The organism is Dissulfurimicrobium hydrothermale (assembly GCF_022026155.1).
Classification (GTDB): domain Bacteria; phylum Desulfobacterota; class Dissulfuribacteria; order Dissulfuribacterales; family Sh68; genus Dissulfurimicrobium; species Dissulfurimicrobium hydrothermale.
The window spans coordinates 745,917-758,546 of sequence record NZ_CP085041.1; the positions used below are offsets into that span (position 1 = coordinate 745,917).

General features: G+C 47.7%; 21 protein-coding genes and 1 tRNA gene. 21 read left to right on the forward strand and 1 reads right to left on the reverse strand.

Annotation, left to right across the window (positions count from 1 at the left end; all coding sequences use genetic code 11):
* Nucleotides 1–18 precede the first annotated feature (18 nt).
* From LGS26_RS03485 to LGS26_RS03500, 4 genes are all read left to right on the forward strand, one after another.
* A tRNA-Leu gene (locus LGS26_RS03485) sits at nucleotides 19–106 on the forward strand.
* Nucleotides 107–206: 100 nt separating this feature from the next.
* On the forward strand, nucleotides 207–755 hold the full coding sequence (locus LGS26_RS03490) for a hypothetical protein (RefSeq protein ID WP_237889258.1): 549 nt from the start codon (nucleotides 207–209) through the stop codon (nucleotides 753–755).
* Nucleotides 752–1,792, forward strand: a complete 1,041-nt coding sequence (locus tag LGS26_RS03495) for a CDP-alcohol phosphatidyltransferase family protein (RefSeq protein WP_237889259.1) — start codon at nucleotides 752–754, stop codon at nucleotides 1,790–1,792. The genes LGS26_RS03490 and LGS26_RS03495 overlap by 4 nt, the downstream gene beginning before the upstream one ends.
* Nucleotides 1,783–2,901, forward strand: coding sequence for a deoxyguanosinetriphosphate triphosphohydrolase (locus LGS26_RS03500; RefSeq protein ID WP_237889260.1), 1,119 nt, complete (start codon nucleotides 1,783–1,785; stop codon nucleotides 2,899–2,901). Before LGS26_RS03495 ends, LGS26_RS03500 begins: the two co-directional genes overlap by 10 nt.
* Here the strand turns inward: LGS26_RS03500 and LGS26_RS03505 are convergent.
* Nucleotides 2,892–3,755 (reverse strand): SDR family NAD(P)-dependent oxidoreductase, encoded by an 864-nt coding sequence (locus LGS26_RS03505; protein ID WP_237889261.1) that lies wholly within the window; start codon nucleotides 3,753–3,755, stop codon nucleotides 2,892–2,894. The two genes, LGS26_RS03500 and LGS26_RS03505, sit on opposite strands and share 10 nt — an antisense overlap.
* Nucleotides 3,756–3,864: 109 nt before the next feature.
* Between LGS26_RS03505 and LGS26_RS03510 the strand changes: the two genes are divergently transcribed.
* From LGS26_RS03510 to rplX, 17 genes are all read left to right on the forward strand, one after another.
* A complete protein-coding gene (locus LGS26_RS03510) occupies nucleotides 3,865–4,659 on the forward strand; it encodes a YkgJ family cysteine cluster protein (protein WP_237889262.1) in 795 nt (264 codons plus the stop codon).
* Nucleotides 4,660–4,795: 136 nt separating this feature from the next.
* A complete protein-coding gene (rpsL, locus tag LGS26_RS03515; RefSeq protein WP_237889263.1) occupies nucleotides 4,796–5,167 on the forward strand; it encodes a 30S ribosomal protein S12 in 372 nt (123 codons plus the stop codon).
* A 47-nt stretch (nucleotides 5,168–5,214) separates the two neighbouring features.
* Entirely contained in the window at nucleotides 5,215–5,685 is a 471-nt protein-coding gene (gene rpsG / locus LGS26_RS03520; RefSeq protein WP_237889264.1) for a 30S ribosomal protein S7, read from the forward strand.
* Nucleotides 5,686–5,705: 20 nt separating this feature from the next.
* Nucleotides 5,706–6,896 carry an elongation factor Tu gene (tuf, locus tag LGS26_RS03525; protein WP_237889265.1) on the forward strand — a complete coding sequence of 397 codons (1,191 nt, stop codon included), beginning with the start codon at nucleotides 5,706–5,708 and terminating at the stop codon, nucleotides 6,894–6,896.
* 22 nt (nucleotides 6,897–6,918) lie between these two features.
* Nucleotides 6,919–7,227: a 30S ribosomal protein S10 gene (rpsJ, locus tag LGS26_RS03530; protein WP_237889839.1), complete on the forward strand. Its 309-nt coding sequence runs from the start codon at nucleotides 6,919–6,921 to the stop codon at nucleotides 7,225–7,227.
* 41 nt (nucleotides 7,228–7,268) lie between these two features.
* Entirely contained in the window at nucleotides 7,269–7,898 is a 630-nt protein-coding gene (rplC, locus tag LGS26_RS03535) for a 50S ribosomal protein L3 (protein WP_237889266.1), read from the forward strand.
* A gap of 15 nt (nucleotides 7,899–7,913) precedes the next feature.
* Nucleotides 7,914–8,537 carry a 50S ribosomal protein L4 gene (gene rplD / locus LGS26_RS03540; RefSeq protein ID WP_237889267.1) on the forward strand — a complete coding sequence of 208 codons (624 nt, stop codon included), beginning with the start codon at nucleotides 7,914–7,916 and terminating at the stop codon, nucleotides 8,535–8,537.
* On the forward strand, nucleotides 8,534–8,824 hold the full coding sequence (locus LGS26_RS03545) for a 50S ribosomal protein L23 (protein WP_237889268.1): 291 nt from the start codon (nucleotides 8,534–8,536) through the stop codon (nucleotides 8,822–8,824). Before rplD ends, LGS26_RS03545 begins: the two co-directional genes overlap by 4 nt.
* A 1-nt stretch (nucleotide 8,825) precedes the next feature.
* Nucleotides 8,826–9,650 (forward strand): 50S ribosomal protein L2, encoded by an 825-nt coding sequence (gene rplB / locus LGS26_RS03550; RefSeq protein ID WP_237889269.1) that lies wholly within the window; start codon nucleotides 8,826–8,828, stop codon nucleotides 9,648–9,650.
* Nucleotides 9,651–9,670: 20 nt separating this feature from the next.
* Nucleotides 9,671–9,952 carry a 30S ribosomal protein S19 gene (gene rpsS, locus LGS26_RS03555; RefSeq protein ID WP_237889270.1) on the forward strand — a complete coding sequence of 94 codons (282 nt, stop codon included), beginning with the start codon at nucleotides 9,671–9,673 and terminating at the stop codon, nucleotides 9,950–9,952.
* A gap of 20 nt (nucleotides 9,953–9,972) precedes the next feature.
* Nucleotides 9,973–10,305, forward strand: coding sequence for a 50S ribosomal protein L22 (gene rplV / locus LGS26_RS03560; RefSeq protein ID WP_237889271.1), 333 nt, complete (start codon nucleotides 9,973–9,975; stop codon nucleotides 10,303–10,305).
* Nucleotides 10,306–10,324: 19 nt separating this feature from the next.
* A complete protein-coding gene (rpsC, locus tag LGS26_RS03565) occupies nucleotides 10,325–10,984 on the forward strand; it encodes a 30S ribosomal protein S3 (protein ID WP_237889272.1) in 660 nt (219 codons plus the stop codon).
* Nucleotides 10,985–10,993: 9 nt separating this feature from the next.
* Entirely contained in the window at nucleotides 10,994–11,410 is a 417-nt protein-coding gene (gene rplP, locus LGS26_RS03570) for a 50S ribosomal protein L16 (protein WP_237889273.1), read from the forward strand.
* Between the two features lie 20 nt (nucleotides 11,411–11,430).
* Nucleotides 11,431–11,598, forward strand: a complete 168-nt coding sequence (rpmC, locus tag LGS26_RS03575; RefSeq protein WP_407932050.1) for a 50S ribosomal protein L29 — start codon at nucleotides 11,431–11,433, stop codon at nucleotides 11,596–11,598.
* A 21-nt stretch (nucleotides 11,599–11,619) separates the two neighbouring features.
* On the forward strand, nucleotides 11,620–11,880 hold the full coding sequence (rpsQ, locus tag LGS26_RS03580) for a 30S ribosomal protein S17 (RefSeq protein WP_237889274.1): 261 nt from the start codon (nucleotides 11,620–11,622) through the stop codon (nucleotides 11,878–11,880).
* 19 nt (nucleotides 11,881–11,899) lie between these two features.
* Nucleotides 11,900–12,268, forward strand: coding sequence for a 50S ribosomal protein L14 (gene rplN / locus LGS26_RS03585; RefSeq protein WP_237889275.1), 369 nt, complete (start codon nucleotides 11,900–11,902; stop codon nucleotides 12,266–12,268).
* A 21-nt stretch (nucleotides 12,269–12,289) separates the two neighbouring features.
* Nucleotides 12,290–12,622, forward strand: a complete 333-nt coding sequence (rplX, locus tag LGS26_RS03590; protein ID WP_237889276.1) for a 50S ribosomal protein L24 — start codon at nucleotides 12,290–12,292, stop codon at nucleotides 12,620–12,622.
* Nucleotides 12,623–12,630 lie beyond the last annotated feature (8 nt).

Sequence of the window (12,630 nt, forward strand, 5' to 3'; positions counted from 1 at the left end):
TGATTTGTCCATCCAGATGCCGGAGTGGTGGAACTGGTAGACGCGCTGGACTCAAAATCCAGTAGGCCCTGCGCCTGTGAGAGTTCGATTCTCTCCTCCGGCACCATCAGGTTTATCAGGTTTATCGAAAATTTGTCCCGCAGCCCTTTATATCAGATAGATTGGGCTTATAATAGGCCTAAATTTATATATCGGGTATCCCTTCCATGATAGGTTTCGACACCTCGGTGTTTCCAACGCTTAATTTTCGTTCCAGGGAGGAGTTCTGGGGTCTTGTCGACCGACTTAGGGCGTTTTTTGACCGTTATTGCAAGGGACATCCGGCAATTGAGGAAAAGGCGGTTATGCTCAAGACCGCATTCGATAGGCTCGATCCCTTTATCCAGTCTTATACAGCCGAGGTCTGTCCTTATTGCGGCACCGTTTGTTGTGCGATGCGTCACGGCGTCCCGGAATTTGCTGATATCGTCGGGTTTCTTGCGATGGGTCTAGATGTACCGCTCTATGACCTCAGCCGCGATATGGGTGGCGCATGCCAATTCATGGGCAAGGCTGGCTGTTCGCTCAGGCGGATTGAAAGGCCGTATAGATGCACCTGGTATTTCTGCGACCCGCTTCTTAAGCAGATCGAGATAGGGCCTGTTTCCCATTACAGGCGTTTTATAAGGGATGTGGAAGGGCTGGCGGCGGCGCGGGGAGGGCTCATGGCGGTGTTTTATGGGATATGGTCGGAAAAGGCTGGAGATCGGCCATGAGGCTTACAGCCAATCACCTTACAGTCTTAAGGGTTGCACTCCTCCCGCTTCCATATTTCCTCGTCTATGGTGGAAAGATGGAGCGTGTGGCAGCCGTAGCCGCCTTTGCAGTCCTTGGGATCACCGATTATTTGGACGGCCTGCTTGCCAGGAGGGACGGCGGCACCAAGCTAGGCGCCTTATTGGATCCTTTGGCTGATAAGATCTTTGCGGCGGTTACCTTGATTCCCATTGTGGACCTCCGCATCCTCCCCATGTGGGTTGTATGGCCTATTTTTTTACGTGAGTTCCTGGTGACGGAGATGAGGAGGTTTCTCTTGGTGGAGAGGCTCGAACTCCCAGTCACAGAGCTTGCAAAGATCAAGACGACGCTCCAGATGACCGGTGCTGGCCTTATTTTGCTTACCGATGTATTTCCTGACAAGACGGTATCTGCAGCCTTTCTTTCAGGGGCCTTGCTTGCAAGCCTTTTTCTGGCAATAGGGCTCTATTGGCGCAACGGTTATGTTTCTGAAAGGATAAAGACCGCCCTCGGGTTTCTCGTTTTGGGGCTTTTCGTGCTCATATTTTTTAGTGCGCCGACGGCGAATCTTGTATATGGCATCGTGATGCTAGGCATAACCTTTATCTCTGCTTGGCGTTACATAACAGCTGGGTTGCCCGCTTGTGCAAAAAAAGGTCTCTTGGTCCAAGGTCGGCTCATTCTTGCCCTTGCATTTCCTCTCATCCCATTGGGGCTTATGACCAACGTCCAGACTGGCGTAACTGGCGTTGTCGTCTTCATTATTGTTTTTGAATTTGTCGCCCAAGGTATCGACATGTGGGCCCTCAAAGAAGGCCTTGTGGATATGGCATGGGTCAAGCCTTTTGTATGTCTGCCGGCCGGCATGGTTATATTGGCCGTTGGCGTCAACATCTTTGGGTCTTCCGATGGCATCAGGTTATATCTGTTGGCGACTTCTTTAATGTCGGGCGGCTATTTGATCCTTGACGGCTTGATCCATCGGCGTCTAATCTGGAGGCAACGATGTATCTGAACAATGGAAATGAACTTTATGAAGGGAGAGGAGGGCGGGCATTTTCAACCGTCAGGGAAGAGATAGAGGCCAGGGAAAGGATCATTCTTTGCAAACAGGCCTGTCTCAGTTCGGAGACGAGGGGCAGGCGTGTATATGTTGCGCCTTGTCCTATCAGGACGGCGTTTCAGAGGGATAGGGATCGCATCGTTTATTCCAAGGCGTTTAGACGCCTTAAGCACAAGACCCAGGTCTTTCTCTCACCCATGGGAGATCACTATCGGACCCGTCTTACACATACCCTGGAGGTGGCTGAAATCGCCCGCACGATAGCGAGGGCGCTGCGCCTTAATGAAGACCTCGCCGAGGCTGTAGCGCTGGCCCATGATCTGGGCCATACGCCTTTTGGTCATGCCGGTGAGACCATTTTGAATGAGATCGTGCCGGGCGGTTTCTCGCATTGTTCTCAGAGTATCAGGGTGGTTGACGTGCTTGAAAACGGTGGCATGGGTCTGAATCTGACTTATGAAGTAAGGGACGGTATCCTCAAGCACTCCAAGGGGTTCGGTGAGATCATCCCGAAAAACCTGGATGACTGGGCCCAGACCGTTGAGGGTAGGGTGGTCAGGATAGCAGATGTAATAGCATATTTGAGCCATGACCTTGATGACGCTATAAGAAGCAGTGTAATAAGTGAAAGCGATGTCCCTGTTGAGTGCCAGGAGGTCCTTGGAGAGAGTCACAGTGCCAGGATCTCTTCCATGATAAGGGATGTGATTCAGAATACCAAGGTCACCGATGATGGCGAGATGGTTTTGGGTATAAGCGGGCATGTTTATGATGCAATGCTCGAATTGAGGGCATTTTTGTATGAAAACGTTTATCGCGCCCCACAGGTCCATAATGAATTTGAAAAGGCAAGGAAGATACTCTTTGATCTCTATAACTATTTTCTTACCCATAGAGACAGGTTCTTCAAGGAAAGGAGGAGATTCCTCGAGGAGGACGTAGTAGATACTGAAAACAACGTCTCCTATGAGAGGAGTGTCTGCGATTTTATAGCAGGGATGACGGATCGCTACGCCCAGGATCTTTTTACCAGGATATTCGTGCCCTCACCTTATGTCTGAATTGAGACGGCGGTTCCCCCCAGACCCGGCTCATCAGGCGGAATAATCCCTTTAGGGACGATGCCTGCCGCCTCTCCGCCTAGAATATATCCCCCGTCAAGTCGGATTATTGCCCCTGTCATAAAGGTAGCGTCCCTGACGAGAAAATTGACCGCCTGTGCGACTTCATGGACTGCACCCGTGCGCTTTAGCAGGGTGTGATCGATGATGGCCTTCTTTTCATCTTCGCAGAGCAACCCCCATCCCCTTGTCCCTGGGCCGTGGCGTGTATCAAAGAAGCCTAGCATCAGTTCATTCACCCGTACCTCCGGTGCCGCCTCCCTTGCCCATGTCTCTGTAAGCGTCCGAATGGCCCTGTTTGACAGGGAATAGCAGTCGTGAAACACCTTTGCCGCTGGACCGCACCTGCCTATAATTCCTGCTATGGACGATATGTTTACCACGGTCCCGTTTCCGGTTTTTTTTAAAAGAGGTAGGGCCTGTTTAAAGAGCATCCACTTTGCGGTGATGGTCGTGTTGAATTCAAGCTCCCACTGTCTCTTGGTATATTCGCCATGCACTATCGGCCAACCTCCGCGCTCTATGTTGTTTATGAGTATGTCGAGGCGCCCGAAACGCCTCATTGTCTCGTCTATCACCTTCTCGGCACCCCCGGGTGCCGTAAGATCGACCGCCACCGCGTGGTATTCTGCGCCCGCGTTCCTTAGTGTTTTGTGCATGTTGGGCAGTTCTTCTAGCCAGTCGTAATATGTTACCACGCACTGAACCCTCATCCTTGCAAGGCCTGCCGCTATGGCAAGGCCTATTCCCTTTATGGCGCCGGTCACGATGGCTGTTTTCCCAGAGAGTTTCATTGCAACCCTTTGTTTATCTTGTCAATAATTAAAATTTATGGCCTTTAAAGATATTTTATATTATAATATAAAAATAAAAATTTTTCTTTAACCTCCACAGGAGAACCCGATGTACGCACCCAAAGACAGCCAGGGTCCCATTGTCCCTGTAAGATTTGATCTGAACAGTAATTTTACCTTTTCATGCGGAAAGGATTCCGCTTGTTTTACGAAGTGTTGCAGAAATATCAAGATCATGCTTACTCCTTATGACATTATCATGATGAAAAAGGAGCTAGGCCTGACCTCAGATGAATTTCTTTTTTTATTTACTGAGCCTGGCTTGATCGCGGCTACCGAGCTCCCAATCCCGATCTTGAAGGTCATGGATGAAGAAATCAGGGCCTGCCCGTTTCTCAAGGAAACCGGCTGCTCAATATATAGCGTAAGGCCGCTTACGTGCAGGTACTATCCTCTTGGGGCAGGCATATTCCACAATAGAGACGCATCGTCTGACGAGCGTTTTTTCGCTATGATAAAGGAACCACACTGCCTAGGGCATTTATCGGAAAGGGAGTGGACGGTCAGGGAATGGATTGAAAATCAAGGGATAAATCGATATGAAGAGGTGAATGCAGGCTGGGTTGGATTGATCCTCAAGAGGAAATCCCTTGGCCCATTTGTGGATATCTCCGAAAAGACCTTGCAGATGTTCTTTATGGCCTGTTACAACATAGACGCCTTCAGGCGTTTTGTGTTCGAGAGCAGGTTTCTGGATATCTATATAGTTCCCAAAGAGAGGCAGGAAGAGATTATTGCGGATGATGTGTCGGCCCTCGATTTCGGTGTTAAGTGGTTGGAAACGACACTTCTGGGATCCAGAAATTTCAGCATTAGACAATACTCCACAGATGCGATAGATTAAAAAGGCTTGACAATATCTGTTTAAACCAGTATTAAATGCGAACTTTGTTTGTAGTGTTCAGATCACGCTTGCGTAGAGCAAAAGCCTGCAAGGACGTGGAACGATTTTTATTTTTTTGGCAATTTGAGGTGTATTGATGCCGACAATTAATCAATTGGTCCGCAAGGGCAGGGAAAAGATCAAAAAGAAGACCAAGGCGCCTGCGCTTGATGCATGCCCGCAACGCCGAGGGGTATGTACTAGGGTTTATACCACTACCCCAAAGAAACCTAACTCGGCCCTGCGGAAGGTGGCTCGTGTAAGGCTTACGAATGGTATGGAGGTTACTTCTTATATACCCGGTATCGGCCATAACCTTCAGGAACACTCGGTGGTTCTCATTAGGGGCGGTCGTGTCAAAGATCTCCCCGGCGTCAGATATCACATTATCAGGGGTACACTTGATGCCCTTGGTGTTCAAGATAGGCGCAGAGGGCGTTCAAAATATGGCACCAAGCGTCCAAAATAGTATGTCCAGCAAAACTTATGGGAGTGTATTAGGAGGCGACGAGGGTCATGCCTAGAAGGAGAGATATCCCCAAGAGAGAGGTAACTGCGGATCCCAAATATAACAGCACATTGGTGTCTAAATTCATCAACGGGATGATGCTTGAGGGCAAAAAAAGTGTGGCCAGGGGTATTTTTTACGAGGCCATGGATATAATCGAAAAACGTATGAAGGAAGACGCCATAAAGGTCTTTGAGCGTGCGATTGAAAATATAAAGCCGGTAGTTGAGGTGCGTTCGAGAAGGGTTGGCGGCGCTACTTATCAGGTGCCAGTTGAGGTCAGACCGGAGAGGCGACGGGCCTTGGCTATCAGATGGCTGGTTGGATTCGCAAGGAAACGTGGCGAAAAGACCATGGCCCAGCGGCTTGCATACGAGTTTATGGACGCCTTTCAGCAAAAAGGGGCTGCTTTTAAAAAGAAGGAAGATACGCATCGCATGGCAGAGGCGAACAAGGCATTCGCCCATTACCGTTGGTAGATGCTTGAGGAGGAATAGTCATGAGCAAGAAGAAGTTTGAGCGTACAAAACCGCATGTTAACGTAGGCACGATAGGCCATATCGATCATGGCAAGACGACGCTGACTGCAGCTATAACAAGGGTGCTGGCCGAGAAGGGCAAGGCTGAGTTCGTTCCGTTCGACCAGATAGACAAGGCCCCTGAGGAGCGTGAACGTGGCATAACCATAGCCACCGCCCATGTAGAATACGAGACCGACAAGCGCCACTATGCCCATGTGGACTGCCCTGGCCATGCCGACTATATAAAGAATATGATAACCGGTGCCGCACAGATGGATGGCGCCATATTGGTGGTAGGCGCTGATGACGGCCCGATGCCCCAGACCAGGGAGCACATACTCCTTGCCCGTCAGGTAGGCGTGCCGGCCATGGTGGTGTTTCTGAATAAGTGTGATATGGTGGACGATCCGGAGCTCCTGGAGCTCGTAGAGCTCGAGTTAAGGGAGCTCCTTACCAAGTACGAGTTCCCGGGCGATGAGGTGCCTATAATAAGGGGTAGCGCCCTTGAGGCCCTCAACAACCCAACTGATCCTGAAAAGACCAAGTGCATCTTGGACCTTATGGATGCAATAGACAACTACATACCAGAGCCCAAACGCGACATAGACAAGCCCTTCCTGATGCCTGTCGAGGATGTCTTCAGTATAAGCGGCCGCGGCACTGTGGTCACCGGCAGGGTGGAGCGCGGTGTGATAAAGGTGGGTGACGAGGTGGAGCTTGTAGGTATACGCCCCACACAAAAGACTGTATGTACAGGCCTTGAGATGTTCAGGAAGATACTTGACGAAGGCCGGGCCGGAGACAACATAGGTGTACTGTTGAGAGGTACCAAGAGGGACGAGGTGGAGCGCGGCCAGGTGGTTGCAAAGCCGGGCAGCATCACCCCTCACAAGAAGTTCAAGGCGGAGGTCTATGTCCTGAGCAAGGAAGAGGGCGGCAGACATACCCCGTTCTTCTCGGGTTACCGTCCCCAGTTCTATTTCAGGACCACGGACGTCACCGGAATAGTTACGCTTCCTGCAGGGGTTGAGATGGTCATGCCTGGGGATAATGTCTCCATAGAGGTTGATATGATACAGCCCATAGCCATGGAAGAAGGCCTCAGGTTCGCCATCCGTGAAGGGGGCCGTACCGTAGGCGCAGGTGTGGTGAGTAAGATTATAGAATAATTAGGCGAGGAATCGAGGGATGATCCCAACGGGCAAGATAAGAATCCGTCTTAAGGCTTATGATCATAAGCAGCTGGATAAATCGGTAGGAGAGATAGTTGATACCGCAAAAAGGACGGGTGCGCGTATAGCCGGTCCCATACCGCTCCCTACGTCGATAGGACGTTATACCGTTTTGCGTTCGCCCCATATAGATAAAAAGTCCAGAGAGCAGTTTGAATTGAGGACACACAAGAGGCTTGTAGATATCTTGGATCCGACGCAGCAGACGATAGATGCCCTTATGCAGTTGGAGCTTTCAGCCGGCGTCGATGTAGAAATAAAACTTTAATAATTGTTATTGTATAAATTTTAGCTGTAGAGGGTACTTAGATGTTAGGATTAAAGGGCCTGATGGGCCGTAAGATTGGAATGACCAAGACCTTTTTGAGCACGGGGCAGTCGATTGCCGTTACGATTTTGGAGGTTGGTCCTTGCGCTGTGCTCCAGAAAAAGACACGGGATGTTGACGGCTATGACGCCCTGCAAATAGGTTTCCGCGCCAAACCTCTAGGAAGACTCAACATGCCTGAACTTGGAAAGATCAAAAAGATTGGGCTTGATCACGGGTTTTATCATATATCCGAATGTCAAGTTGATGATATCGACGCATTCGAGTTGGGCCAGATATTGACCTTAAAAGATCTTGACCTACGCCAATTGGTTGATATCGTCGGGGTCAGCAAGGGCCGTGGATTTGCCGGTACAGTAAAGAGACATGGTTTCAGCAGAGGCCCTATGGCCCATGGATCAAAACACCATCGGGAGATGGGATCGGTGGGGCAGAGTGCATTTCCTTCACGCGTTATTAAAGGCAAGCGTATGCCTGGGCGTATGGGCGGCAAAAGGGTGACTGTAAAAAATTCAATGGTGGTTGATATGCGGCCTGAAGAAAACCTTCTTCTGGTCAAGGGGAGTGTGCCGGGGGCGACAAACCAGCTTGTCTATATAAAATGTAAATAGAGGAGACAAAGTAAGATGGCAACCCTGGCGGTTTATGATTCACAAAGGCAAAAGATATCCGATATAGAGGTAAGTGACCAGATATTTAATATCACGCCGAAAGAGGGCGTGCTGCACGAGGTCGTCAAATGGCAACTGGCTAAAAGACGGTCAGGCAATGCAAGTACAAAGGAACGGAGCGAGGTCAGCGGGGGCGGTAAGAAACCATGGCGTCAAAAGGGTACGGGTCGTGCACGGGCAGGCAGTAATACATCCCCTCTCTGGAGGAGAGGCGGTGCAGTCTTCGGACCTAAACCGAGGAGTTATTTTTACAACATCCCTAAGAAGCTTCGAAGACTTGCTTTGAGGATGGCGCTCAGCGCCAAGCGTCTCGAAGATAATTTGTACGTGGTGCGCGATTTCGGGCTGGAGCGGATTAAAACAAAGGATTTCAGTGGATTTTTAAAGCGGTTTGATGTAAATAAGGCGATCATTGTGATCGATGGTGAAGATAGGATGCTGGAGTTGTCAGCAAGGAATATACCCAATATCAAGATCCTTTCACAGGAGGCCCTTAATGTCTTTGACCTCCTCAAATACAGGCATCTGATATTGAAAGAGTCAGCTGTTGGATTGATAGAGGAGAGACTGCAACCATGAGGGACCTTTATTCGGTGATACATTCACCTCTTTTAACCGAGAAGGCCACGTTCCAGAAAGAACTGGGTAATCAGGTGGTTTTCAGGGTAGATAGGTGTGCCAATAAGATAGAGATAAAAAGGGCCGTAGAGCAGCTTTTCAAGGTAAAGGTTCAAGATGTCCAGACAGCTGTTATAAAAGGCAAGACAAAAAGGGTTGGACGATTTCACGGAAGGCGTGCCGATACCAAAAAGGCTGTAGTAAGACTTAGGCCCGGCGATACTATAGATTTCTTTTCTGAGGTTTAAGATGGCTATCAAAAAGTATAAACCTACATCCTCGGGCAGACGTTTCATGACCGTTTTGAAGGATGAAACCTTGACAGACAAGGCCCCCGAGAGGTGTCTGATCGAGCCGCTGAAGAAGAGCGGGGGTAGGAACAATTACGGCAGGGTTACTGCAAGACATAGAGGCGGCGGCCATAAAAGATACTATAGGATAGTAGATTTTAAGAGGGATAAGATGTCAGTTCCGGCAAGGGTTGCGGCGATCGAATATGATCCCAACAGGTCCGCCAATATTGCATTGTTGCACTATGCCGATGGCGAAAAAAGATATATCTTGGCGCCGCTTGGTCTAAACAAGGGCGATATGGTCATTTCAGATGCGTCGGCCGATGTGAGACCCGGCAATTGTATGCAACTAAAAAATATACCATTGGGTACATTGGTGCATAACATTGAAATGAGGCCCAATAAAGGCGGGCAGATTGTAAGAAGTGCGGGTACGGCTGCGCAGGTGATGGCTAAAGAAGGGAATCGTGTTCAATTGAGACTTCCAAGCGGCGAGGTCAGGGTCTTTTTGGGTTCCTGTATGGCGACGATCGGTCAGGTTGGGAATCTCGACCACGAGAATATTTCTCTTGGCAAGGCCGGTAGGAGCCGTTGGCTTGGAATAAGGCCAAGTGTAAGGGGTGTAGCAATGAACCCTGTGGATCATCCGATGGGCGGCGGTGAAGGCAAGTCATCAGGTGGAAGACATCCTTGCAGTCCATGGGGTTGGCCTACAAAGGGTTATAAAACCAGGAAAAAGAAACCAAGTGATGTATTTATTATAAAACCTAGAAAGAAATAATCCATTTAAGAGGTATTAAGGTGCCAAGGTCAGTAAAGAAAGGTCCGTTTATAGATGAACACCTGATGAAAAAGGTTCAGGCTGCGCTGGAGACCAACGATAGGCGTGTCATAAAGACCTGGTCGCGGAGGTCCATGATAGTTCCGCAGATGGTTGGCATGACTTTTGCTGTTCATAACGGCCGGAAATTTATACCTGTATTTGTCACGGAAAATATGGTCGGCCACAAACTAGGGGAGTTTTCACCTACAAGGACATATCATGGCCATTCTGCAGACAAAAAGACCAAGGTTCGTAAATAAGAAAAAGGCGGGGTAAATAGATGGAAGCAAGGGCAGTGGCTAAATATATCAGGGTCTCGCCGCAAAAGGCCAGATTGGTGGCGGATTTGGTGAGGAACAAGAAGGCCGGTGAAGCGATGCAGATTTTGGGTGTATTGCCTCAGAAATCGGCGAGATTTTTAAAAAAGGTGTTGGAATCAGCGATAGCAAATGCGGATCAGAATCCTAATATAGATGTTGATACGCTATATATAAAAAAACTTTTAATCGACAATGGTCCACAGTTAAAAAGGATACGTCCAAGGGCTCAGGGCAGGGCGTTTGGTATATTGCATAGGCTTGCTCATATAACCGTTGTTTTGGATGAGGCTTGATTAGGGAGAGGAGGCAGTTTTGGGGCAAAAAGTTAATCCGGTAGGTCTTAGATTGAAAATAACAAGGACGTGGGATTCTAGGTGGTATGCAGGGAAGGATTATCCGGCGCTTGTTATAGAGGATCAAAGATTAAGAGATTACATAAAAAATAGACTTTATCACGCTGGTATATCAAGAATAGAGATAGAACGTGCAGCGCAGCGATTGAGATTGCGCATAAATTGCGCCAGGCCGGGGATAGTTATAGGTAAAAAGGGCGCAGAGATAGAGATGCTGAAAAAAGATATCGAAAAGATGATTAGCCGGCCTGTTATGATTGATATAATAGAAGTCCGCAGACCAGAAATTGATGCACAACTTGTGGCTGAAAATGTAGCCGGGCAGCTGCTCCATAGGGTTTCGTTCCGCAGGGCAATGAAAAAGGCGGTGAATATGGCCTTGAAGTTCGGCGCCCAGGGGATCAGGATTGCTTGCTCGGGGCGTCTGGGGGGAGCGGAGATGTCAAGGCGTGAGTGGTATCTCGAAGGGCGCGTCCCTTTGCATACATTGAGGGCAGACATTGATTATGGACTTGCCGAGGCAAAGACTACATATGGAGTTATAGGTGTAAAGGTCTGGATCTTTAAAGGTGAGATACTGCCCGAAAAAGAATCCCAGATCCTCCCTATAGCCGTTTAAGAGGTTGATATGCTTAGTCCCAAGAAGACAAAATACAGAAAGCAACAGAAGGGTAGGATAGGAGGGGTTGCGTACAAAGGTTCAACCCTGGCCTTTGGAGATTTTGGGCTTAAGGCTACGAAGAGCGGCCGCATCACCGCCCAGCAGATCGAGGCTGCACGTATTGCCATCAATCGTTTCGTTCGAAGGAGGGGCAAGGTCTGGATAAGGGTTTTCCCTGATAAGCCGGTAAGTAAAAAACCAGCGGAGACAAGAATGGGTAGCGGTAAGGGTCCTGTAGAGATGTGGATTGCGCCTGTGCGTGCAGGCCGTATTTTGTATGAAATGGAGGGTGTTGATGAGGCCTCGGCAAGGGAGGCCTTTCGTTTGGCCGCACATAAATTGTCAATTCCAACCAAGTTTGTATCCAGGAGTGAAGTGATATGATCCCGGCTAAGGAATTGAGGATGCTGACAGTTGAAGAGCTCATTAAAAAAGAAAGCGACTTAAGGCATGAACTTTTTAATTTAAGATTTCAACATGGGACTCATCAACTTGAAAATATAATGCGCATAAGATCGGTTAGACGTGATATTGCCAGGATACAAACTATTATAAATGAATTACGATCTTGATAAAATAAGTTGGAGATCTTGATGGAGAGTGTAAAGAAGCAGAAAAAAACATTTGTTGGGATTGTTGCCAGCAATAAAATGGATAAAACAGTAGTTATTATTGTTAACCGTCGTTTTAAACATCCAATATATGGTAAGTACATTCAGCACCGTAAAAAATATATGGCACATGATCCACATAATAGTTGTAATATAGGTGATAAAATATTAATAGAAGAAAGTAAACCGATTAGCAGACGAAAGCGGTGGATAGTAAGAGAGATTTTGGAAAAAGCTGTCTAAGAAATGGGAGGGATCATTTATGATCCAACAAGAAACTACATTAAGAGTTGCAGATAATTCAGGGGCCAAAGTAGTTAGTTGTATCAGAGTACTGGGTGGAACAAAGCGTAGATATGCAAGTATTGGTGATTTAATAGTTGTAGCAGTTAAAGAAGCACTGCCTGATTCCAAAGTAAAAAAGGGTGATGTTGCAAAAGCTGTTATTGTCCGTACTAAAAAAGAGTTGTCAAGACCTGATGGATCGTTGATTCGCTTCGATGAGAATGCAGCAGTCCTTGTCAATCAATATGGAGAACCGATAGGTACACGTATTTTTGGGCCAGTCGCAAGGGAGCTAAGAGCAAAGAGATATATGAAAATAATTTCTTTAGCTCCTGAAGTTTTATAAGATATTGGGAGCGGTGCTGCTATGAAGGTTTCAAAGACAAATTTACGCAAAAATGACCGTGTAATTGTTTTAGCCGGTAAAGATAAAGCAAAAGTAGGTAAAATTATAGAGATATTACCTGGTAAATACAGAGCACGTGTTGAAGGTATAAATATTATTAAAAAACATACGAAACCGGGTCCTGGTTCTAAAGGTGGTATTGTAGAAAAAGAGGCATCGATACATATATCCAATCTTATGCTTTTATGTCCTAAATGCACAAAACCAACCAGAATATCTCATAAATTCTTAGAAAATGGGAAAAAGATTCGTGTTTGTAAAAAATGTGGAGATGCAATTCCAGATGCAAATTAAGATAAGGT